The following is a 21,119-nucleotide window of genomic DNA, read 5'->3' as shown; positions in this document are numbered from 1 at the left end:
CCAGGGGCGGTATTGAAAAAAGTACCACCCCGGGCCAAATTTTTTTTGTCGGGCCTTCGGCCAGCCGGCCTGTGGCCGGCTCTGAGCCCTCCCGGTCTATGACCGGGAGGGTTGTTCATTTAATGGCTTGCCTATTTTATAGCCTTCCGCGTCCGAATAACCTTATAGATCTTTATGGCGCTCATGAGCAACGCCACAAACAGCAGGAGGCCCAGCAGCCCCCAGGCCCAACTCATATTCTGTTTGACAACGACAAGCATCACGATCGCAACCAAAAAGACGGTAGCCACCTCATTCCAGATCCGCAGCTGCTGGGACGAAAAGCGGAAGACGCCTTTCATCTGCTGACGATAGATGACCTGTAAAGAAAAATGATAGCCATAGAGGCCAAGGACAAAGCCAAGCTTGATGGCCAGCCAGGCCGGCACCGAACCGAGAAGGATCATCATCCAGGGTCCGAAGATGAGAGTGAGGATCGCGGAAGGCCAGGTGATGCCCCTCCAGAGACGGCGGAGCATCATTCTGAATTGCTGCATGAGGATCGTCCGTTCAGGCTCGGGCTTTTCATTGGCTTCCGTATGGTAGACAAAAAGTCTCACCATGTAGAACAGACCGCTGAACCAGGTGACGATGAAAATGATGTGCAGCGCCTTTACATAACTATACATAGGAAGTGTTTGATCAACCGAGAACCATTGTCTTGTCTCCCTCCGCATATCCCCTGACCCAGCCCGCCAATGCATCCACCCACCGGGAGTCGATATTGAGACAGGGGATCATGGTATACTCCTCGCCACCGGCGCCGAGAAAGGTCTCCTTGCCGCGGATGGCTATTTCTTCGAGCGTCTCGAGGCAGTCGCTGACAAAGGCGGGGCAGAGGATCAGTAATTTCTTTATCCCTTCTTTGGGCATCTCTTCAAGCCGGATATCGGTGAAGGGCTCGAGCCAGCCCTTCCCCAGCCGGGACTGGAAGGAATTGCTGTATCGCCCCTCCGGGATGTTCAGCAGCCGGACCATTTCACGGGTTGTGGTAAAACATTGATGCCGGTAGCAGGTGGCATGTGCCGGCGAAGCGGTCTCGCAACAGGAGGCCGACTGAAGGCAGTGATTGCCGGTGGGATCCGACTTGCGGATATGCCGGCCGGGCACCCCATGATAGCTGAACAGGATATGATCGTAATCCTGCTTCAGGTAGGGGCGGATATGTTCGGCCAGCGCATTCAGGTAATGCGACTCGTCGAAGAACGGCTTTATGAAATCCAGCCGGAAAGAATATTTGTTCCGGCGATGGATTTCCCGGGCATACTCGACCGCCGTCTCATAGGAGGCCATGGCATAGTGGGGATAGAGCGGAACGGCGATGACCTCTTCCAGATCGGGCACTTTTTTAAGCAGGCGGCGATAGGCGTCCTCCATGGACGGATTGCCATAGCGCATCGCAATTTCTACCGGATCGGCAACGAGCGGCTGCAAGGCGGCCTGCAATTGCTGCGTCAGCACGATGAGCGGGGAGCCTTCCTTTGTCCAGATGGTCTCATAGGCCTCCGCGGATTTTTTCGCGCGGAAGGGGACGATCAAGCCGCCCACGAGAATTTTCCTGAACAGCCAGGGGTAATCGATGACCCTTTTGTCCATCAGGAATTCCATTAAATACCGATGAACGTCCGGAGTTGCAGTAGAATCCGGCGAGCCGAGGTTCATGAGAATGATGGCTCTTTTGCCAGTCGATGTCATAATGCCTGCAAAGGTATGCGCTTTACGCAATGGAGGACCGATTTTTGGGAAATGACAGTCTAATGACATAAAAAATGGTGAAGGGGGAACTGATGGAGGTAACTTTGCGTTAGTTATTATTGTTAAGCAATAAGCCGTAGCAATGGGCACAAGGACCTCTGATATTTCTGAATTTTACGTAGTCGGGATCAATTATAAAAAAACAGATGCTGCTATCCGGGGGCAATTTGCCATCAGCGAAGAACAATACGCCCATCTGCTTACCCTCGCTCCTTCTCATCAACTCTCCGAACTCTTCATCCTTTCCACCTGTAACCGGACCGAGATCTACGGATTTGCCGACAATGCCCGTCAGCTGGCTGCCCTGCTCTGCTCGGCCACAGAAGGCAACTACGAATCCTTTCTCGATATTGCTTATATCAAACGGGGTGCAGAGGCGATCGATCATCTTTTCCTGGTCGGGGCCGGCATCGATTCGCAGATCCTCGGCGACTATGAGATCGTCGGGCAGATCAAGCAGGCGGTGAAATTCGCCCGCGAACGGCAATTCGTAGGGGCCATTCTCGACCGGCTTGTCAACTGCGTTCTCCAGTCCACCAAATCGGTAAAGAACCAGACCGAGCTTAGCGGTGGAACCGTATCGGTGTCCTTTGCCGCCATTCAATATATCCGCGAACATTTTGCCGACCTTGGCGACAAACAAATCCTGCTGATCGGGACCGGGAAGATCGGTCGCAACACCTGCCGGAATATGGTGGACTATCTCGGTACGCGCAACATTACGCTGATGAACCGTACCGAATCACGGGCCGCCGAACTGGCCGCAGAGACCGGCGTCAGCTCGGCCCCGCTCGAACAGCTGTCCGCCTATGCCGCGAAGACCGATATCATCCTCGTCGCCACCAATGCGGAGCAGCCGACGCTGTTATGCTCGCATCTCGAAGGAGCAGGCGACAAGCTGGTGATCGATCTGTCGATCCCCTGCAATGTGGAGAAGACTGCCGCGCAGTTACCCGGCGTGACGCTGATCAACGTCGATGAGCTGTCGAAGATAAAGGATGAGACGCTGCAAAAACGCGAGGCCGAAGTGCCGAAGGCCAAGGCGATCCTTGCGGAGCATATTTCGGAATTTATGGACTGGTACGAAATGCGCAAGCATGTTCCCGTCCTGAAGGCCGTCAAAACGAAATTAAAGGAACTGCATACGCACCCGTTATATACCCGGCTTGCCGCACAAGCCGTCCCCGGCAATGGGGATATGGACGAACAGATCCAGCGGGTGATCAATGGCATGGCCACCCGGATGCGCCAGCACAACCAAGGCGGCTGTCATTATATTCAAGCCATAAACGAGTATATCGGAAGCTGATGCCGAATCCCATCCGCATAGGCACAAGAGAGAGCGAGCTGGCTCTCTGGCAGGCGAACCAGGTGAAACAACTTTTGGAAGCAGAAGGCATTGCCACGGTGCTGGTGCCCATCAAGAGCGAGGGGGATATCGATCTGAAGACCCCGCTATACGAGATGGGCGTACAAGGTGTATTCACCCGTAGCCTGGATATCGCACTCCTGAACAACCGGATCGATATTGCAGTGCATTCGATGAAAGATGTTCCCACTCAACTGCCCCGGGGTCTCGGGCAAGCGGCCGTGTTAAAGCGTGGTCCCGTACACGACCTGCTGGTGTATAAAAATTCCGCCGACATTCTTCAAATGCGGGAAGGCGTAGCGCGGATCGCGACGAGTAGCATCCGCCGGAAGGCGCAGTGGCTGCACCGGTATCCGAATCACCAGATCGAGAATTTGCGGGGAAATGTCAACACCCGGCTAAGAAAATTGGGCGAAGAAGGCTGGGACGCGGCTATCTTTGCGCAGGCGGGACTCGAACGCATTCATCTGCGCCCCGAGAACAGCCTGGTGCTGGATTGGATGCTGCCTGCCCCGGCGCAGGGCGCCATCGTGGTCGTCAGCCGGGATGAAGAAGCCCTGCTGCAGGCCTGTCAGCCGTTGAATGATGCGGATACGGCGCTTTGCACGCGGATCGAGCGGGATTTTCTGCGGACGCTGCTGGGAGGGTGCTCGACCCCGATCAGTGCATTGGCGGAGGTGGAAGACGGGGATGTTTATTTCAGGGGACAGATCCATTCATTGGATGGGAAGCAGATGGCAGAGATCGAAAAGATATTGCCCGCCGATAGGGCTGATTACCTGGGCCGGCAGGCGGCCGAAGAATTGCTGAATAATGGCGGGCGGGCTATCGCCGACCGCATACGCGCTTCAGAGACTCCGGTGAAAGAATAGGATGGAACCTCCAGAGATATTTGTTTTGTCGACCCAAACCCTGTCTGCTCCGCTTCTTGATGCGGCTGTGCGGAGAGGGATCCAATTGGATGCGGTTCCCTTCATCCACATCGAGCTGCTGGAACCCGGTGAGCTGCCTGCCGGACCCGCGATCGTGGTGTTTACGAGTCAGCACGCGGCGGAAGCATTGCCGGCGATCGATCCGGAATGGAAGGTATTCTGTATTGAGGGGGCCACACGGCAACTGGTAGAAAAACGGATGGAAAGAAAAGTCACGGGCACTGCCTTTTCAGCCGAAGAGCTGGCGAACAAGATCATTGCAAGCAGCCCCGGAGGGCGCGTCGTCTTTTTTTGCGGCAACCTGCGCCGGCAAGAGTTGCCGTCTTTGCTGCGGCAGGCGGGACTGGCCGTCGAAGAGCGGGTCGTGTACCGGACAGTGCTCACACCGCGGCGGGTGGAACGGGAATACCACGGGATCGCTTTCTTTAGCCCCAGCGGAGTTGAAAGTTTTTTTTTGGCGAACCCCGTGAATGCCGCGACGATCTATTTCGCCATCGGCCCGACCACGGCGGCGGCCGTAAAAGCGATAACAGGCAGAGAGGCCATCATCGCCAGCAAACCCGACAAGGAAATATTGATCAACGAACTGATCACCCATTTTAAGATATGAATACACTCAAGAACGATCTATTGCTACGCACCCTGCGGGGGGAGAAGACGGAACGGACGCCGGTATGGATGATGCGCCAGGCGGGGAGATATCTTCCCGACTACCGTGTCCTGCGGGAGAAATATTCATTCTTCGAACGGTGTCAGAACCCGGAGCTGGCAACGGAGATAACGATCCAGCCGGTCGAGCAGGTAGGGGTGGACGCGGCAATCATCTTCTCGGATATCCTGGTCGTTCCGCAAGCTATGGGGATGGAGGTGCAATTGATAGAATCGAAGGGGCCGCTGTTGCCCGACCCGATACAATCGATGGCCGATCTGGACCGCCTCGTCCTGCCCGACGTAGAAGAGCGATTGGGTTATGTATTCGATGCCTTGCGACTGACGAAGCGGAGGCTTGCCGGGCGGGTGCCGCTGATCGGCTTTGCGGGCGCGCCATGGACCTTACTGTGCTATATGGTGCAGGGAAAGGGCTCCAAGACCTTTGACGAGGCCAAGGCCTTTTGTTATACCCAGCCGAAGGCGGCTCACCGGCTGCTGCAGATGATAACGGATACGACGATCGCGTATCTTCGGGGACAGGTAGCCGCGGGAGCGGACGTGGTCCAGATCTTCGACAGCTGGGGCGGATTGCTGGGACCGGATGATTTCGAACAGCTGTCGCTGCAATATATCCGGCAGATCGTCACCGCATTAAAGGATGAGGTGTTGACCATCGTCTTTGCCAAAGGCGCCTGGCATAGCCTGGAAAACATGGCGGCCACGGGAGCGAACGGCCTCGGCATCGACTGGTGTATCCGGCCGCAGATGGCGAGAGAGCTCGCCGGACCGCGGGTGGCGTTGCAGGGGAATTTCGATCCGGCGAAATTGCTGTCGCCGATCCCCGTGATCGAAAAAGAGGTGAGGGCGATGTTGGATGCTTTTGCCGGAGGACCGCATATTGCCAACCTGGGTCACGGCATCCTTCCCAATGTACCTGTGGAGAACGCCATCGCGTTCGTCGAAACGGTAAAAAACTATCAATATGAGCCAGCCCGATAATCCCTTATACAAGACCGAGACGGCATCCTACCGGGAGCGCTGGATCGGTTTTATCCACGGCCTGCAGGACCGGATCTGCGCCGCACTTGAAGACCTCGATGGTCAGGCGCTTTTCCGGACCGATGAATGGGAACGGGAGCATGGCGGTGGCGGCAAGACCCGGGTGCTGAGCGGCGGGCGGGTGTTTGAAAAGGGCGGCGTGAACAGTTCGGTCGTCTGGGGCAAGGTGACGGACACCATGCGTACGCAGCTGAAGATCGACGGGAAGAACTGGTTTGCCTGCGGATTGTCATTGGTGATACACCCGGTGAACCCTTATGTCCCCACCACGCATGGCAACTGGCGATATTTTGAGCTATATGACGATTCGGGGAATGTGAGCGACCGATGGATGGGCGGCGGGGCCGATCTCACGCCTTATTATCTTTTCCGGGAAGATGCGCGGCATTTTCACCGCAGTTTCAAGGACGCAATGGACGCGTTCGACACCGGCTGGTATCCGAAATACAAGCAATGGTGTGACGAATATTTCGCCAATAAACACCGGGGAAACGAGATGCGCGGGATCGGCGGCGTGTTCTATGATCATTTGCGACCTGCCGATTCCGCAGATGCGGACCGGCTTTTTTCCTTTCAACAAGCCAATGGGAATGCCTTTCTGCCCGCCTATCTGCCGATCGTTGAGAAACGGGCGGTTATGCCTTATGGTGAGCGGGAGCTGGAATGGCAGGAGATCCGCCGGGGGCGTTATGTGGAGTTCAACCTGATCCACGATCGCGGGACGCTGTTCGGCCTGAAGACGAATGGCCGGACGGAAAGCATCCTGATGAGCCTGCCGCCGCGGGCGAGATGGGAGTATGACTATCAGCCCGAGGAAGGGAGTCCGGAGGCGGTGTTGCTGGATGCCTGTCAGCATCCGAAGGATTGGGTAAAATAAAAAAACATTTTAGGATATGTATTTGCAGAGACGTAATCGAATTTTGCGTCAGACCCCGGCGATCCGGGCGATGGTCGCTGAAACGGTGTTGACACCGAATGACTTTATTGTACCACTGTTCATCGACGAGGGGGAGGGGATCGAGACGGAGATCGCTTCGATGCCCGGCTATTACCGCCGGAGTCTCGATGGAACGGTAAAAGAGGTGAAAGAGCTTTGGGGCCTGGGGATCAAGAGTGTCCTTCTGTTTGTAAAAAGCAAGGACGAGCTGAAGGACAATACCGGGAAGGAGGCATGGAATCCCGATGGGCTGATGCAGCGAAGCATCAAGGCAATCAAAGATGCCGTCCCGGAGATCCTCGTGATGACGGATGTCGCGCTGGACCCGTATTCTTCGTATGGGCATGACGGGATCGTGGAGAATGGCGAGATCGTCAATGACCCCACCGTGGAAGCGCTGGTCCGGATGAGCCTGAGCCATGCTGCGGCCGGCGCCGACTGGGTTGCACCGAGCGACATGATGGATGGCCGGATCGGGGCGATCCGCAAGGCGTTCGAGGAAAACAATTTTACAGGAACGGGGATCATGGCCTATAGCGCCAAATACGCATCCTGCTTTTACGGACCTTTCCGGGACGCGCTGGATTCCGCGCCCGGATTTGGGGACAAGAAGACCTACCAGATGGATCCCGCCAACCGGACCGAGGCGGTGAAAGAGGCGTTGATGGATGTCGAAGAAGGCGCCGACATGGTGATGGTAAAGCCGGGTCTTCCCTACCTCGACATCATCCGGGAAGTGAAGAATGCCGTCCGGGTGCCGGTCAGCGTCTATAACATCAGCGGGGAATATGCGATGATAAAGGCCGCCGCGAAGATGGGCTGGATCAACGAGGAAAAGGCGATAATCGAGACCCTGACCTCGCTGAAACGGGCGGGCGCCGATGTTATCGCTACCTATTTTGCAAAAGATGCCGTAAAATTGCTGCATGTATAAAAAGAGCAAGGAATTATTCGAACGGGCCCAGCAAAGCATTCCCGGCGGCGTCAATTCGCCGGTTCGCGCATTTCGCAGCGTCGGCGGGACGCCCGTGTTCATGCAACGGGCCGAGGGCCCATACCTGTATGATGTGGATGGCAACCGCTATATCGACTATATCGCCTCCTGGGGGCCGATGATCCTCGGGCATGCCTGGGGCCCGGTCGTAAAGGCCATCCAGCAATATGCCGGGCTCTCTACCTCCTACGGGGCGCCGACCGAGCTGGAAGTCGAAATGGCGGAGCTGATCCGCAGCATGGTCCCGGGAGTTGACCTGGTCAGGATGGTGAGCAGCGGAACGGAAGCCTGTATGAGTGCGATCCGGCTGGCCAGAGGATTTACGGGGCGGAACAAGATCATCAAGTTCGAGGGGCACTATCATGGGCATGCAGATCCCTTCCTGGTCAAGGCCGGAAGCGGCGTAGCCACTTTCAATATTCAGACCGTACCCGGGGTGACGCCCGGTGTAGCGCAGGACACACTGACCGCGGCTTATAACGATCTGCCCGGCGTGGAGCAGCTGGTAGCTGCCTATCCGGGCGCGATCGCGGCTATTATCGTAGAGCCGGTGGCGGGGAATATGGGTTGCATCCTTCCCGAACCGGGCTTTCTGGAGGGACTACGGGCTATCTGCGACCGCGAAGGCATCGTCTTTATCTTCGACGAGGTGATGACGGGTTTCCGGTTGGCGCCGGGCGGCGCCCAGGAGCGGCTGGGAGTCCGGGCCGATCTGATCACTTATGGCAAGGTCATCGGCGGCGGGATGCCTGTTGGCGCTTTTGGCGGAAGAAAGGATATCATGCAGCATATCGCGCCGCTGGGAAATGTCTACCAGGCGGGTACGCTTAGCGGTAACCCGATCGCGATGATCGCGGGATATACGATGTTGTCGGAGCTGAAACGGCGGCCGGCGATCTACCAGGAGCTGGAGGAAAAAACGATGTACCTGCGCGACGGGCTGGACAAGGTCTTCCGGGCCTGGGGACAGCCGTATCGGATCAATCAGCTGGGGTCGATGATCAGCGTGCATTTCAGCGATCATCCCGTGACGGACTTTACGTCTGCTTCGGGTGCGAATAACGGGCTTTTTAAATTGTTCTTTCACGCAATGCTGCGGCGCGGGGTTTATCTGCCGCCGTCGGCGTTTGAGAGCTGGTTTTTGAACAATGCGCTGACTACGGCCGATCTGGACGCGACGGTGAAGGCCGCGCAGGAAAGCCTGACCGAATTGTGACGGCCACCGTACGACACGGGTTAATGCAATAAAAGCTCGCAGGGTTTCAAGCCCGTGTGCTTCTTGAACGCGGTGGAGAAGTGGGAGATGGAGGAATAGCCCAGCATAACGGAGACTTCGGTGACGCTCAGCCCTTTTTCATAGAGCAGGTAGCGGGCGTGTTCCATCCGCTGGCCCTGGTAAAAATCGAAGATGGTGGTGCCGAACATCTCTTTGAACCCTTTTTTCAGATAGCATTCGTTGATCGCGACCTTCCGGCTCAATTCCTTGATGGTCAGGGGCTCGCCGATGTGCTGGAGGAGGATCTCGCGGGCCTGGACGATCTTTTCGCGGTCGGCTTCGTTCGCCAGGAACTTGCACTGGAAGCCTTCGACCTCTTTTTCCCCTACCATGCATTCCAGGCTGTAGAGAAGCAGCATCTGGCTCTGGGCATTGATATAGATATTCTCGTGGCTGCCGGTATAGCTATGGTTGAGCAGCGTCTCGAGGACCAGGCGGGTCCGGCCGCAGAGGGAGAGGGTTTTGCTGAAAGACGCGGGATGCCGGAATTCGAGCAGGTCTTCGCTGACGGTGCTGTCGGTGCGCCGCGGTTTTGCAAACTGCGAAAGGTGAACGGGCAGAAAGCGGAAGTTGAGGACGTCGACGGTATCGATCCTTTCGGAGCAGCCTGGACTGGCGCCGAGCTTGCAGGAATCGCATTCTATGTCTTTCTTCTGGCAGTAGACGTTCCCGGCAATGCAGAAGCGGAGCTCGAGATAGTTGCGGGAAGGGTCTTCTTTTTTGTAGTTGTAGACCATCATCCCCATATCATCCAGGGACCATTGGGGATTTTTCCGGTAGCGTTTGATGGTGTATTGCACCGAGCCGGGTATCTGCTGGTCTTTTTCCTGCAACGGGATCAATTGATCCTGCATGACGGGTTGTTTGTACGCCATCGTCAAAATATCCGGAGCCTGGTACGCTACCTTGGTCATCATTCGGCAAATTTACTTCTAAACCGGGAATAAATACGTCCGGGTAGACCGATTGGTTCAGACCGGGTGTTTTTTGACAAAACCGTGACCGGACGGGGCCGGCAAAAGACTGGAAAAGAGGCGAAAAAAGGGGGCTGTTTGGGGATATTAAAACGGGCCAACCCCCTTATTTTTCGTACATTTGCGAACCTTATTAATTTATTGTTAACTACACTTTTCCAGTCGAAAAAATATGAGTGAAACAACACAGGAAGTTCTGACCTCAGCCGGCAACGGATATGGGGCGGACAGTATCCAGGTACTCGAAGGTTTGGAGGCGGTTCGTAAGCGTCCGGCCATGTATATCGGGGATATCGGCGTCAAGGGTCTGCATCACCTGGTATACGAGGTGGTGGACAACTCCATCGACGAGGCCCTTGCGGGATATTGTAAGAACATCGTGGTTACCATCTTTGAAGACAATTCTATCGAGGTGGTGGATGACGGCCGGGGTATTCCCACGGGGATCAATACGAAGGAGAAGAAAAGCGCCCTTGAGATGGTTATGACCATCCTGCATGCGGGGGGCAAATTCGATAAGAACACCTACAAGGTTTCCGGTGGTCTGCACGGTGTGGGGGTAAGCTGCGTAAATGCTTTGAGCGCCGATCTGCATGCGACGGTATACCGGGAAGGCAAGATATTCGAGCAGGCCTATAAGATCGGCGTGCCGCAATATGAGGTCCGTGAGATCGGTACGAGCGACAAAACGGGTACGACGATCCATTTCTGGCCCGACTCGTCCATCTTTATCACGACGGTGTACAGCAAGGATATCCTTGAAGGCCGGTTGCGCGAGCTGGCCTTCCTGAACCGGGGCGTGCGCATTACGCTGCGCGACCTGCGGGAAAAGGAAGAGGATGGCACCAGCTACAGCAAGACCTTCTACAGCGAAGGCGGGATCGTGGAGTTTGTGGATATGCTGGACAAGAATGCCGGGCGGCAGGCGCTGATCCCGAAGATCATCTATGTGGAAGGCCGGGATGAGGCCACCAATGTCGCCGTGGAGGTAGCCCTGACCTACAATGACAGCTACAGCGAGCATATCTATTCTTACGTTAACAATATCAACACGATAGAAGGCGGCACCCATGTGGCGGGCTTTCGCCGGGCGCTCACCCGGGTGTTCAAGTCCTATGGCGATCGCGAAGGTCTTTTCGAGAAGGCGAAGGTGGAGATCGAGGGGGATGACTTCCGGGAAGGTCTGAGTACCATCATCTCGGTGAAAGTGCCGGAGCCGCAGTTCGAAGGGCAGACGAAGACCAAGCTGGGAAATAATGAGGTTGCCGGTGTCGTGGACTCCACGGTCAGCAAAGTGTTGAACGATTACCTGGAAGAAAATCCGCGGGAAGCGAAGAATATCATCGGCAAGGTGATCCTGGCCGCACAGGCGAGAGCGGCGGCGAAAAAGGCAAGAGAGCTGGTACAGCGCAAGAGCGTCCTCAGCGGCGGCGGGCTGCCGGGGAAACTGGCCGATTGTTCGGACCGCGATCCGGATCGCTGCGAGCTGTTCCTGGTCGAAGGAGACTCGGCAGGCGGGACCGCCAAGCAAGGCCGGGATCGCAGCTTCCAGGCCATCCTGCCGCTGCGGGGTAAGATCCTCAACGTGGAGAAGGCGATGGAGCACAAGATCTACGAGAACGAAGAGATCCGCAACATGTACACGGCCCTTGGAGTGACGGTTGGAACGCCGGACGACCCCAAGGCGCTGAATCTCGCCAAGCTGCGCTACCACAAGCTGATCATCATGACCGATGCCGATGTGGACGGAAGCCATATCGCCACACTGATCCTGACGTTTATCTACCGGTACATGAAGGAGATGGTGGAGCAGGGTTATGTCTATCTTGCGCAGCCGCCGCTGTACCTCGTGAAAAAGGGCAAGGAACAGTCCTATGCCTGGAACGAGGAACAACGCCGCGTCTGGGTTGAAAAGCTGGGCAACGGCAAGGAGGACAGTGTTACCGTACAACGGTACAAAGGTCTGGGTGAGATGAATTCGGACCAACTGTGGGATACGACGATGAACCCCGATACCCGGACCCTCAAGCAGGTGACGATCGAGAGCGCCGCGGAAGCCGATCGCATTTTCAGCATGCTGATGGGTGACGAGGTAGCGCCTCGCCGCGACTTTATCGAGTCGCACGCCAAGTATGCAAAGTTGGACGTGTAGCTAAAAATACTTATTATTGCATTAAAATCAACGAATTAAATATGTCAACTGTAACACTTACGGCCTACAACGTTAAGACGAAAGAGAAGAATGTGCCTATCCAGGACGCCGTTATCACCAAGACCGCAAAGGGTGCATATATGGCGCAGGGACATGACGGCAAAGGCAATAAGCTGACGACGTTGCTGGGCGAGGAAAAGGCGCTGGCGGCGATCCAGGCCGGTATTGCCAAGCAAGGTTGGTAATAGTCCATCTTATAAACCGTAGAGCTTACAGCTCCCGACATCCCTTCCCCCATACATAACATAATTTAGCTGCAGGCCGCAAAGGGCCTGCAGCCGTATGTTTGTCATAAACGGATCGAATCGGCGCCGAAGTACCCGTGCAGCGCCTGCGGCAACGCGATGAACCCATCCTGCTGGTGATTCTCGAGCAGGCAGGCCACGATACGGGGCAATGCGAGCGAGCTTCCATTGAGTGAATGGGCCAGCAGGGTCTTGCCGCCGGCGTCCTTGAAGCGGATCTTCATGCGATTGGTTTGGAAGGACTCGAAATTGCTGACGGAGCTGACCTCGAGCCATTTTTCCTGTGCTGCGCTGAAGACCTCGAAGTCGTAGGTCATGGCCGATGTGAATCCCATATCGCCGCCGCATAGCCGAAGGATGCGATAGGGAAGATCCAGGCTTTGCAGCAGCCGTTCGACGTGTAGAACCATCTCTTCCAACACGTCGTAGCTTCTTACCGGATCTACCAGCTGTACGATCTCGACCTTGTCGAACTGATGCAGGCGGTTGAGGCCGCGAACGTCTTTGCCATAGCTGCCGGCTTCGCGGCGGAAACAGGGTGTATAGGCGGTCATCCGGATGGGGAACTGGCTTTCCTTGAGGATCTCGTCGCGGAAGATATTGGTCACCGGCACCTCTGCGGTGGGGATGAGGTAGAGGTTGTCTTCGCCGACATAGTACATCTGGCCTTCCTTGTCCGGCAGCTGGCCGGTGCCCCGGGCCGAGGCCTCGTTGACCATGATCGGCGGCTGGTACTCCGTATAGCCTGCGGCGGTATTGTAGTCGAGAAAGTACTGGATGAGGGCGCGTTGCAGTCTTGCGCCTTTGTTGATGTATACCGGGAAGCCGCTGCCGGTGATCTTGTTTCCAAGCTCGAAATCGATGAGGTTGTATTTTTTTGCGAGGTCCCAGTGGGCCATGGCTCCGGCGGGGAGGACGGGTTTGCGCCCGCCTTCGCGGATGGTCACGTTGTCTTCCGGCGTGCGGCCGGGCGGCACGGCGGCGGCCGGAAGATTGGGCAGGCGTACCAGGGTGTCGTTGAGCTGCTCTTCGACCGCCGCAAGTTGTTCGGCAATGGGCGCTTGTGTTGCCTTCAGAGCGGCAACCTCCTGTTTCTTTTGTTCCGCCTCGGCTTTCTGACCTTTTGCCATCAGGACGCCGATCTCTTTTGAAGCCGCATTTATCTTCGACAGGGTGGTGTCGGACTCGAGCTGGAGCTTTCTGCGCTGATCGTCGAGGGCGACGACGGTGTCGACCAGTCCGATATCGGCGAAATTCCTGACACCCAGCCTTTCCTTTACAAAGTCGACGTTCTGACGGATAAATGCCACTTGTAACATTTTCTGAATTTTGTGCAAATGTAATATGTAATTTCATCTCAAAACCTTTTATATGATAGACCCTACCATGGTAACCACCAGTACCGCATTGGATGGCCATCGCGTTACCCGAAATCTTGGCGTTGTCCGCGGCATTACCGTCCGGAGCCGCAGCATCCTGGGTAACCTGGCCGGCGGACTGCAAACCATCTTCGGCGGACAGATATCCATCTACGTGGAGCTTTGCGAGAAAACGCGGGAGGAGGCGTTCCGGTTCATGCTGCAAAATGCCGCCGAACGCGGGGCCAATGCGATCATCAATGTCCGGTATGACGCCAATGAGGTGATGAACGGAGTTACCGAGGTACTTGCCTATGGGACGGCCGTCGTGGTGGAAAAAGGGTAGATGATGTATCTTTGCGGGTATGCAACAATTACAGGACGACCTGCAAGCCCGTTGGTGGAACCTGGAAGCACAGCTGGTCGAGCGCTTTGGCAAGAAGCCGGACATGGAGACCCTTCTGTTCCTTATCGGGGTACAGGAGTTCGGGGATATCCGGAAGAAGTTCACCAAGGAAGAGAAGCAGGATCTCATGCATGTCGCGGTGTGTACGCTCTTTGCGCAGAGCGGTTATTACCGGCTTGACCGCGTGGACGAGCAGGGCTGGCCCCACTTCATTCAGCTAAAGGCCTTGCCGGTGATGAATGTCGTGGAGCAGGAGAACTTCATGAAGGATCATATCCTGCTGTATTTCTCAAACAGCGAAATCGGCGAAGAACCTGACAGCTTATGAACCATACAACCCGGATGTTTTCCGGTTTTTTGGCGGCAGGGCTCATCCTGCTTTTCTCTTGCAATCCCAAATTATCGAATGGGCTCCGGAAGAAAGACCTTGGACGTGACGTGGAGGTCATCACGACCCGGGGGACGTTTGTGATCCGGCTTTCCGACAGTACACCGCTACACCGGGATAATTTCCTGCTGCTGGCGAAGACGGGCTTTTATGACGGACTGCTGTTTCACCGCGTGATCCGCCGGTTCATGATCCAGACGGGCGATCCCAACAGCCGGACCGGCGAACCCGGCAAGCCGCTCAGCCAGGGCGGCAAGGGGGGGCCCGGCTATACGATACCGGCAGAGATCCGGCCCGACCTGTTTCATCATCGCGGAGCGGTGGGCGCCGCCCGGCAGAACGACGACGTCAATCCCACCCGGGCGAGCAGCGGCAGTCAGTTCTATATCGTGCAGGGAAGACGATTTACGGATGCAGGTCTGGACTCGGTGGAGGCCTACCGGCTGAAAGGCAGGAAGATTCCGGCGGCTGACCGGGAGGTGTATAAGGAGATCGGGGGATCGCCGCATCTTGACCAGGCCTACACCGTCTTTGGCGAGGTGATCCGGGGAATGGAAGCGGTGGATTCCATCGCGGCGTCGGAGACCGGCGGTCCCCCGCTGGACCGGCCGAAAACGGATGTCAGAATATTGAAAATGAAGCTCATACCACGAAACAAATAATTCATCCCGGAAGGGGATCATTTTCGATGGCTTTTTCTAATCTTTGCAGCATAAAAATTTAACAACCATGAACTTCCCAGAAGAATTGCGTTACACGAAAGATCATGAATGGATCCGGCTGGAAAAGGACAATGTCGCCGTTATCGGCATCACGGAATTTGCACAAAAGGAATTGGGAGATATCGTTTATGTCGAAGTGGAGACGGTAGGAAAGGCCCTGGCCGCGGAAACCGTTTTTGGAACGGTCGAGGCGGTAAAGACGGTCTCCGATCTCTATCTGCCCGTTGCAGGAACGATCCTGGAAGTGAACCCCGAATTGACGACCGCACCGGACCTGGTCAACTCCGATCCTTATGGAAAAGGATGGATGATCAAGATGACCGTCAAGGACCCGGCAGATCTGGATAAGCTGATGGATGCCGCAGCCTACGGCAACATCGTCCACTGATCTTTTATTCTTACTTTAGAGTATCCATCCACAAATCTTGGGAATACCAACCACCTATACAGAGCAGGAGCTTGTGCTGGCCCTGAAAGAGAGGAACAACCAGGCATTCGGCTTTCTATATGATCACTATGCTGGGGCGCTCTATAGCATTATCAAGCAGATCATCGTCGATAACAACGAGCTGGCCAGCGACGTACTGCAGGAGGTATTCATCAATATCTGGCGGAAAATAGAAACCTACGACCCTTCCAAGGGGCGGCTCTTTACCTGGATGCTGAATATTGCCAGGAATGCATCCATCGATACCCTTCGATCTAAAAGCTATCAGAACTCCCAGAAAAACCAGGAGCTTCCGGATAACGTATATAAGGAGGCGGCCAATCCATTCACGCTGCCCAACGTCGATAACATCGGCTTGAAAAAGGTGCTGGAAACACTTAGGCCTGAGCATCGGGTGCTTGTAGAAATGGCTTACTTCAAGGGTTTTACGCATGAAGAGATTGCGGAGATAATGGCGATCCCCCTGGGTACAGTCAAGACCCGCATAAGGAACGCGTTGTTGCTACTACGGCAATTTCTAAAGTGAACATAAAAGAATACATAGAAAGCGGCATCATTGAAAGTTATGTGATGGGTCTGGCCAGTCAGTCGGAAAGGGCTGAATTTGAACGGCTTTGTGCCGAATACCCGGAGCTGGTCGCGGCACGCAGGAAGTTTGAAGAAAATCTGGAAGCATATGCATCTGAGAATGCGGTGCCTCCACCCCCAGAGGTCAAGGTGAAAGTTTTTAAAGCTATCATCAATATGGAAAATTCAGCAAACACCCGGTCTTCGGGCGTGCTGAGATTCGTGGTTGCTGCCGCCATTGTATTGCTTGTCGCCATGGGTTACCTGTATTTCCAGACCCGCCGGGAGAACAGGGATCTGAGCAGCGCCAATGACCGGCTCAGGGACAAGGTGACGGAGACGGACAGTATCCTAAAGCAGATCATCGGGGAGCAGAAAGCGATCAGCGATTCGAATACCGTGGTGGTTAACATGGTAGGAACCAAGGTTGCTCCGAAATCCTCGGCCAATGTATATTGGGACTCAACCTCCTCCAAGGTGTATCTGGTGGTCAGGAACATGCCGGAGCTGCCATCGGACCAGCAATACCAGCTTTGGGCGCTAATCGACGGCAAACCCACCGATCTCGGCGTTTTCGATGCCCGGGATCAGAAGGTGATCCTGCAGATGAAGGGTACGAAAAAGGCGCAGGCTTTTGCCATTACGATTGAGAAGAAGGGAGGAAGCGCCGGCCCAACCCTGGAAAAGATGCAATCCCTGGGAAAGACGATGCTGACACAGTAGGAACGGGATTTTTTTCTATTTTCGGACTATGCCTCGTTTTATCAGGAAATACTTATCGGCGTTATATGTTCCCATTGTCTGGACCCTGCTGATCATAATTGCGATGTGTCTTCCCGGCAATTATATCCCCAATGAGCAGGGATTTAAATTACCCAATTTCGACAAGCTGGTCCATATGGGGCTGTTCGGGGGCTTTGTCTTTCTGTGGAGCCTTTATTTGGCGACATCCCGGTCTCGCTCCGGCAGACTGCTGCTTGGCTTCTTTTGCTTCTATCTGCTGGCCAATGGCTTTGGAGTCGCCATGGAATACGTCCAGAAGTATTGGATCCCCGGGAGGGATTACGATCTTGCGGATATCATTGCTGATATGTTCGGAGCGGGCATCGGCTATGGACTCAGTAATCTGTTGCTGTTGCCGGGTAAGAAGGAGGAAGCGTTTAGCCATAAAAGTTAGGTAAGGGAAAATACAACCTTCGGGGTAGGCCGGGCTTCGCCCGATCTGAAAAAAATAAACCCCTGTAGAAACAGGGGTCGTAACCAAAACTAACTGCTTATGAGAAAATTGACTGCTTTATGTGAGTCAAATAGAAAAGACTGGATTTTCAACTTATATAACGCAAATCAGGTGCCAATGTTGTGTCGCTCTCATCACCCGATCCACACTACAAATTTACGATGCAAACCGGCGTTTCGTTTCCCTCTTTGGGAGTAATAACATTTATTTAGCATTACCCTACTTAAGTTACAAAAGTTCCGGCTTTATAGCAAATTTTAGCCACATTATTTAAAGAACTGATGGGATTGTCCCATTTATATAGAGACAAACGTCTAACTGCAAAGTTTAATGTTCTCCCGTTAAAATAACGTGAAAGGCCCTTTTTTCTGTTGCTTTTTTTACTGCTTTTAACCCCGTTTTAATGTCAAGCTGACCTTTCAAGAGACCGCGAGTCCCTTATAATTGCATGGCAATCAAGCCTGGCGGGCCTTTGGCGGGTTTTGAATTAGTTCTGCCGAGCCATCTTTTCAGCGTTCTCCGCGAATTGCAGGGCGTCGATGAACTCCTTGATCTCGCCGTTGAGGACGTCGTCGAGGTTATAGACCGTTAGGCCGATACGATGGTCGGTGACGCGACCCTGGGGGAAATTGTAGGTCCTGATCTTGGCGCTCCTGTCGCCGGTGCTGACGAGGCTTTTCCGGTGGCGGGCGATCTCTTCTTCCTGTTTACGCACCTGGTCCTCATACAGCTTGGTGCGCAGCATTTGCATGGCTTTTTCCCGGTTGCCAAGCTGGCTGCGTTCGGTCTGGCAGACCACGACAACGCCCGTGGGGATATGGGTGAGGAATACCTTTGTTTCCACCTTGTTGACGTTCTGGCCGCCGGCGCCGCCGCTTCGGGCGGTCTCCATCTTGACATCGCTTTCCTTCAGTTCAAAGTCAACTTCTTCGGCTTCGGGCATCACGGCCACGGTCGCGGCGCTGGTGTGGACGCGGCCGCTCTGTTCGGTGTCGGGGACCCGTTGTACCCGGTGAACCCCGCTTTCGAACTTGAGGGTGCCATAGACATCTTCGCCGATGACTTCCACCTGTACTTCCTTATAACCCCCGACGGTACCTTCGCTTTCGCTGAGGATCGCCGTCTTCCAGCCCCGGCGTTCGCAATACTTGATATACATCCGGAGCAGGTCGCCGGCAAAGAGGCTGGCTTCGTCGCCGCCCGTTCCGGCGCGGATCTCGAGGATGGCGTTCTTCTCGTCCTGCGGGTCTTTGGGTATCAGGAGCTGCCGGATATGGGCTTCCATCCGGAGCTTGCGTTCTTCCAGGCCCGGGGCCTCGGCCTTGGCGAGATCCCGCAGTTCGGCATCGTCGCCATTCAGGGCTTCCTTGTTGAATTCGATGGTATCCAACAGCTCTTTGTATTCGTCATGGGCACGGACGATCTTCTCGATGCTGCGGTATTCCTTGCTCATCGCGCTGAACTTCCGGTTATCGCTGACGATCTCCGGGTTGCTCAGAGCAACTCCAAGGTCCTCGAACCGGGCTTTTATGGCTTCCAGTTTATCTAGCATATATTTGGGCCGGCTTGTCCGGCGGACTGCAAAATTACAATGTTTACGAATGACTTATCGAAAATTCAAAGCTGATTATTTATTTACGGGCGAGGGTTTTGCACCGGCGGACAGCGTATTGGTTACCACCGCTGAAGGCAGGGTACAGGATGTGGTCCCGGCTGCGGCGGCGGGGGAAGATGTGCAGTATTATCCGGGGGTGTTGAGTCCGGGCTTTGTCAATTGTCATTGCCATTTGGAGCTATCTCATATGCGGGGTTTTATCCCGGAGGGTACGGGTCTTGTGGAGTTTCTGAGCACGGTGATCCGGGGTCGGGGGGCTGCGGCTCGCACGGGCGGTGGCGCAGACGGGCCTGGCGATGAGCAGGATCCGGTCCGGAAGGCGATCGCGGCGGCCGAGGAGGAAATGCTGGCCGGCGGCATCGTGGCGGTGGGTGATATCTGCAATACGGCCGATACCGTGGAACAGAAACGAAAGGGAAGGTTACGCTATCATAATTTTATCGAGACGATCGGGTTTGTCGAGGGTGGGGCGCGGATGAGGTTCGACCATGCCCTACGGGTGCTGGAGGAACTGGGCGGCGGCTCGATCGTGCCGCATGCGCCTTATTCGGTATCGCCGGCCCTTTTCCGATTGATCGCCGGTGATGCGAAAGGTAGTATCCTGACGATCCATAACCAGGAGGATGAAGCAGAGAATGAGTTCCTGCTCACGGGGAAGGGGGAATTTCTGCGGCTGTATGCCGCGCTTGGACTGGATGTGTCTTTTTTCAGGGGAACGGGCAAGCGGAGTCTGGAAAGCTGGCTGGGGTATTTCGACCCGAGTCAGCCGGTGATTGCAGTGCATAATGTGACGACGAACGAGGTGGATTTGAGGGTGGCCGCGGGACGGGCGTTGACCTTTTGTCTCTGTCCAAATGCAAATCTTTATATCGGCGGGGAACTACCGGATGTGGGGGGCCTGGTGCGGAGCGGACATCCGATTGTCGTGGGGACGGATAGCCTGGCCTCGAATCATGAGCTTTCCCTGTTGGAGGAATTGAAGACGCTGGAACGGGCTTTTCCGGCATTGCGGGCTGAAGAGCTGTTGCAATGGGCAACCCTGAATGGGGCCCGCGCGCTGGGAATGGAGGCCGGGCTGGGGAGCTTTGTCCCTGGAAAGCAGCCAGGTGTGGTTTTGATCGAAGGAGGGGATGGGCAGCGGCTTGCCGGCGCAAGGCCGCAGCGGCTGCTCTAAGACAACACGGTTTGCATCACGTTGAGCGTACGCATCTCGCCGAAATCGGGTACATGAAGCGTATAAAAGGTCCGATAGGCCAGTAGCAGGGTCCGTCGGGTCTCCTGGTTGAGCGGGATCTCCTGCAATTCGGCCGGCTGCTGGACGCGCAGCAGCTGAGCGGTGGTATAGCTGAGCGACCCTTCGAGCACCTGGGGGTGTTGCGGATGTTCTGCCACGAATTGACCTTCCTTGAGATCGAGAAAGGAATTCCGCTCGCTGTACATGTCCTCGATCTTAAATCCGAAGAAGCCGGCGAGGTGGAGAATGAAGAACAGCGGGAAATTTGCCAGTACGCGGCCATCGGCGGCGTCGAGGTGCAGGAAGGCGTCCTCGATGAAATAGAACAGTTCCGGGTTGGGTTCGGGCTGCTTGATACATTTTTGCAGCAGCTCGACCATGAAGAGGGCAACGGCATTCTTGATCACGTCGAAGAAGATATGCTGGTAGAGGATGCTCCATTTGAACTCCCGGATTCGCTGGAGGTTCTTCAGCTCGTTGTGGTAGACGATGAGATCGAGGATGGCGGCAGGCTGGAAGAGATTGGCCTTGCCGGGGCCTTTGCGGGTGTTTGTCCTGACTCCGTTGACAAGATAGGACTGGATACCGAACAGCTCGGTATAGATCGTGACGACGAGACTCGTTTCGCCGTATTTCACCCCCTTGAGGACGATTCCTTTGGTCTTGTGTAATTGCACTTATAAAAATACGTTTATTTGCAA

23 protein-coding genes are annotated in these 21,119 nt (G+C 55.2%); 17 read left to right on the top strand and 6 right to left on the bottom strand.

Annotated elements, in window-relative coordinates:
• Positions 1 to 131 precede the first annotated feature (131 nt).
• Both VHE34_RS20080 and hemH read right to left on the bottom strand, forming a co-directional pair.
• A complete protein-coding gene (locus VHE34_RS20080; RefSeq protein WP_325590984.1) occupies positions 132 to 668 on the bottom strand; it encodes a CopD family protein in 537 nt (178 codons plus the stop codon).
• Between the two features lie 13 nt (positions 669 to 681).
• Positions 682 to 1,734, bottom strand: coding sequence for a ferrochelatase (gene hemH, locus VHE34_RS20075; RefSeq protein WP_325590982.1), 1,053 nt, complete (start codon positions 1,732 to 1,734; stop codon positions 682 to 684).
• 142 nt (positions 1,735 to 1,876) lie between these two features.
• Here hemH and hemA point away from each other — a divergent pair, with 142 nt between their 5' ends.
• The 7 genes from hemA to hemL are packed head-to-tail and all read left to right on the top strand — an operon-like array spanning position 1,877 to position 8,952.
• Entirely contained in the window at positions 1,877 to 3,103 is a 1,227-nt protein-coding gene (gene hemA, locus VHE34_RS20070) for a glutamyl-tRNA reductase (RefSeq protein ID WP_325590980.1), read from the top strand.
• Positions 3,103 to 4,035 (top strand): hydroxymethylbilane synthase, encoded by a 933-nt coding sequence (hemC, locus tag VHE34_RS20065; protein WP_325590978.1) that lies wholly within the window; start codon positions 3,103 to 3,105, stop codon positions 4,033 to 4,035. The genes hemA and hemC overlap by 1 nt, the downstream gene beginning before the upstream one ends.
• A gap of 1 nt (position 4,036) precedes the next feature.
• Entirely contained in the window at positions 4,037 to 4,705 is a 669-nt protein-coding gene (locus VHE34_RS20060; protein ID WP_325590976.1) for a uroporphyrinogen-III synthase, read from the top strand.
• Positions 4,702 to 5,745, top strand: coding sequence for a uroporphyrinogen decarboxylase (gene hemE / locus VHE34_RS20055; RefSeq protein WP_325590974.1), 1,044 nt, complete (start codon positions 4,702 to 4,704; stop codon positions 5,743 to 5,745). The genes VHE34_RS20060 and hemE overlap by 4 nt, the downstream gene beginning before the upstream one ends.
• The gene (gene hemF / locus VHE34_RS20050; RefSeq protein ID WP_325590972.1) at positions 5,729 to 6,682 is read left to right on the top strand and encodes an oxygen-dependent coproporphyrinogen oxidase; all 954 of its coding nucleotides are present in this window, start codon (positions 5,729 to 5,731) and stop codon (positions 6,680 to 6,682) included. Before hemE ends, hemF begins: the two co-directional genes overlap by 17 nt.
• A 16-nt stretch (positions 6,683 to 6,698) precedes the next feature.
• The gene (gene hemB / locus VHE34_RS20045) at positions 6,699 to 7,676 is read left to right on the top strand and encodes a porphobilinogen synthase (RefSeq protein WP_325590970.1); all 978 of its coding nucleotides are present in this window, start codon (positions 6,699 to 6,701) and stop codon (positions 7,674 to 7,676) included.
• Complete coding sequence (hemL, locus tag VHE34_RS20040) at positions 7,669 to 8,952, top strand: glutamate-1-semialdehyde 2,1-aminomutase (protein WP_325590968.1); 1,284 nt, start codon at positions 7,669 to 7,671, stop codon at positions 8,950 to 8,952. Before hemB ends, hemL begins: the two co-directional genes overlap by 8 nt.
• A 20-nt stretch (positions 8,953 to 8,972) precedes the next feature.
• Here the strand turns inward: hemL and VHE34_RS20035 are convergent, their stop codons facing one another.
• Complete coding sequence (locus VHE34_RS20035; RefSeq protein ID WP_325590966.1) at positions 8,973 to 9,929, bottom strand: AraC family transcriptional regulator; 957 nt, start codon at positions 9,927 to 9,929, stop codon at positions 8,973 to 8,975.
• Between the two features lie 229 nt (positions 9,930 to 10,158).
• On the opposite strand from VHE34_RS20035, the gene gyrB reads away from it, so the two are divergent.
• The gene (gyrB, locus tag VHE34_RS20030) at positions 10,159 to 12,138 is read left to right on the top strand and encodes a DNA topoisomerase (ATP-hydrolyzing) subunit B (protein WP_325590964.1); all 1,980 of its coding nucleotides are present in this window, start codon (positions 10,159 to 10,161) and stop codon (positions 12,136 to 12,138) included.
• A 41-nt stretch (positions 12,139 to 12,179) separates the two neighbouring features.
• Complete coding sequence (locus VHE34_RS20025) at positions 12,180 to 12,383, top strand: hypothetical protein (RefSeq protein ID WP_325590962.1); 204 nt, start codon at positions 12,180 to 12,182, stop codon at positions 12,381 to 12,383.
• A gap of 104 nt (positions 12,384 to 12,487) precedes the next feature.
• Here the strand turns inward: VHE34_RS20025 and serS are convergent, their stop codons facing one another.
• Positions 12,488 to 13,762, bottom strand: a complete 1,275-nt coding sequence (serS, locus tag VHE34_RS20020) for a serine--tRNA ligase (RefSeq protein WP_325590960.1) — start codon at positions 13,760 to 13,762, stop codon at positions 12,488 to 12,490.
• A gap of 52 nt (positions 13,763 to 13,814) precedes the next feature.
• Here serS and VHE34_RS20015 point away from each other — a divergent pair, with 52 nt between their 5' ends.
• From VHE34_RS20015 to VHE34_RS19985, 7 genes are all read left to right on the top strand, one after another.
• On the top strand, positions 13,815 to 14,147 hold the full coding sequence (locus VHE34_RS20015) for a YbjQ family protein (RefSeq protein ID WP_325590958.1): 333 nt from the start codon (positions 13,815 to 13,817) through the stop codon (positions 14,145 to 14,147).
• A gap of 19 nt (positions 14,148 to 14,166) precedes the next feature.
• Positions 14,167 to 14,535, top strand: coding sequence for a hypothetical protein (locus VHE34_RS20010; RefSeq protein ID WP_325590956.1), 369 nt, complete (start codon positions 14,167 to 14,169; stop codon positions 14,533 to 14,535).
• On the top strand, positions 14,532 to 15,257 hold the full coding sequence (locus VHE34_RS20005) for a peptidylprolyl isomerase (protein WP_325590954.1): 726 nt from the start codon (positions 14,532 to 14,534) through the stop codon (positions 15,255 to 15,257). Before VHE34_RS20010 ends, VHE34_RS20005 begins: the two co-directional genes overlap by 4 nt.
• A gap of 67 nt (positions 15,258 to 15,324) precedes the next feature.
• Positions 15,325 to 15,705 carry a glycine cleavage system protein GcvH gene (gene gcvH, locus VHE34_RS20000; protein WP_325590951.1) on the top strand — a complete coding sequence of 127 codons (381 nt, stop codon included), beginning with the start codon at positions 15,325 to 15,327 and terminating at the stop codon, positions 15,703 to 15,705.
• Between the two features lie 37 nt (positions 15,706 to 15,742).
• Positions 15,743 to 16,291 carry an RNA polymerase sigma factor gene (locus VHE34_RS19995; protein ID WP_325590948.1) on the top strand — a complete coding sequence of 183 codons (549 nt, stop codon included), beginning with the start codon at positions 15,743 to 15,745 and terminating at the stop codon, positions 16,289 to 16,291.
• 218 nt (positions 16,292 to 16,509) lie between these two features.
• The gene (locus VHE34_RS19990) at positions 16,510 to 17,055 is read left to right on the top strand and encodes an anti-sigma factor domain-containing protein (protein WP_414709910.1); all 546 of its coding nucleotides are present in this window, start codon (positions 16,510 to 16,512) and stop codon (positions 17,053 to 17,055) included.
• A gap of 28 nt (positions 17,056 to 17,083) precedes the next feature.
• Entirely contained in the window at positions 17,084 to 17,509 is a 426-nt protein-coding gene (locus VHE34_RS19985) for a VanZ family protein (protein WP_325590946.1), read from the top strand.
• 547 nt (positions 17,510 to 18,056) lie between these two features.
• On the opposite strand, the gene prfA is transcribed toward VHE34_RS19985, so the two are convergent.
• On the bottom strand, positions 18,057 to 19,121 hold the full coding sequence (gene prfA / locus VHE34_RS19980) for a peptide chain release factor 1 (protein WP_325590942.1): 1,065 nt from the start codon (positions 19,119 to 19,121) through the stop codon (positions 18,057 to 18,059).
• 49 nt (positions 19,122 to 19,170) lie between these two features.
• On the opposite strand from prfA, the gene VHE34_RS19975 reads away from it, so the two are divergent.
• Positions 19,171 to 20,358: an amidohydrolase family protein gene (locus tag VHE34_RS19975; protein WP_325590939.1), complete on the top strand. Its 1,188-nt coding sequence runs from the start codon at positions 19,171 to 19,173 to the stop codon at positions 20,356 to 20,358.
• Here the strand turns inward: VHE34_RS19975 and recO are convergent.
• A complete protein-coding gene (recO, locus tag VHE34_RS19970) occupies positions 20,355 to 21,095 on the bottom strand; it encodes a DNA repair protein RecO (protein WP_325590935.1) in 741 nt (246 codons plus the stop codon). The genes VHE34_RS19975 and recO overlap by 4 nt on opposite strands.
• Positions 21,096 to 21,119 lie beyond the last annotated feature (24 nt).

The organism is Puia sp. (assembly GCF_035546395.1).
Taxonomy (GTDB): Bacteria; Bacteroidota; Bacteroidia; order Chitinophagales; family Chitinophagaceae; genus Puia.
This window is presented reverse-complemented; position numbering and strand designations above follow the sequence as displayed.

Bases quoted from the DNA above. Each gene is read 5' to 3' on its own strand.
- VHE34_RS20080 (WP_325590984.1), bottom strand. From the start codon at position 668: ATGTATAGTTATGTAAAGGCGCTGCACATCATTTTCATCGTCACCTGG.
- hemH (WP_325590982.1), bottom strand. From the start codon at position 1,734: ATGACATCGACTGGCAAAAGAGCCATCATTCTCATGAACCTCGGCTCG.
- hemA (WP_325590980.1), top strand. From the start codon at position 1,877: ATGGGCACAAGGACCTCTGATATTTCTGAATTTTACGTAGTCGGGATC.
- hemC (WP_325590978.1), top strand. From the start codon at position 3,103: ATGCCGAATCCCATCCGCATAGGCACAAGAGAGAGCGAGCTGGCTCTC.
- VHE34_RS20060 (WP_325590976.1), top strand. From the start codon at position 4,037: ATGGAACCTCCAGAGATATTTGTTTTGTCGACCCAAACCCTGTCTGCT.
- hemE (WP_325590974.1), top strand. From the start codon at position 4,702: ATGAATACACTCAAGAACGATCTATTGCTACGCACCCTGCGGGGGGAG.
- hemF (WP_325590972.1), top strand. From the start codon at position 5,729: ATGAGCCAGCCCGATAATCCCTTATACAAGACCGAGACGGCATCCTAC.
- hemB (WP_325590970.1), top strand. From the start codon at position 6,699: ATGTATTTGCAGAGACGTAATCGAATTTTGCGTCAGACCCCGGCGATC.
- hemL (WP_325590968.1), top strand. From the start codon at position 7,669: ATGTATAAAAAGAGCAAGGAATTATTCGAACGGGCCCAGCAAAGCATT.
- VHE34_RS20035 (WP_325590966.1), bottom strand. From the start codon at position 9,929: ATGATGACCAAGGTAGCGTACCAGGCTCCGGATATTTTGACGATGGCG.
- gyrB (WP_325590964.1), top strand. From the start codon at position 10,159: ATGAGTGAAACAACACAGGAAGTTCTGACCTCAGCCGGCAACGGATAT.
- VHE34_RS20025 (WP_325590962.1), top strand. From the start codon at position 12,180: ATGTCAACTGTAACACTTACGGCCTACAACGTTAAGACGAAAGAGAAG.
- serS (WP_325590960.1), bottom strand. From the start codon at position 13,762: ATGTTACAAGTGGCATTTATCCGTCAGAACGTCGACTTTGTAAAGGAA.
- VHE34_RS20015 (WP_325590958.1), top strand. From the start codon at position 13,815: ATGATAGACCCTACCATGGTAACCACCAGTACCGCATTGGATGGCCAT.
- VHE34_RS20010 (WP_325590956.1), top strand. From the start codon at position 14,167: ATGCAACAATTACAGGACGACCTGCAAGCCCGTTGGTGGAACCTGGAA.
- VHE34_RS20005 (WP_325590954.1), top strand. From the start codon at position 14,532: ATGAACCATACAACCCGGATGTTTTCCGGTTTTTTGGCGGCAGGGCTC.
- gcvH (WP_325590951.1), top strand. From the start codon at position 15,325: ATGAACTTCCCAGAAGAATTGCGTTACACGAAAGATCATGAATGGATC.
- VHE34_RS19990 (WP_414709910.1), top strand. From the start codon at position 16,510: ATGGAAAATTCAGCAAACACCCGGTCTTCGGGCGTGCTGAGATTCGTG.
- VHE34_RS19985 (WP_325590946.1), top strand. From the start codon at position 17,084: ATGCCTCGTTTTATCAGGAAATACTTATCGGCGTTATATGTTCCCATT.
- prfA (WP_325590942.1), bottom strand. From the start codon at position 19,121: ATGCTAGATAAACTGGAAGCCATAAAAGCCCGGTTCGAGGACCTTGGA.
- VHE34_RS19975 (WP_325590939.1), top strand. From the start codon at position 19,171: ATGACTTATCGAAAATTCAAAGCTGATTATTTATTTACGGGCGAGGGT.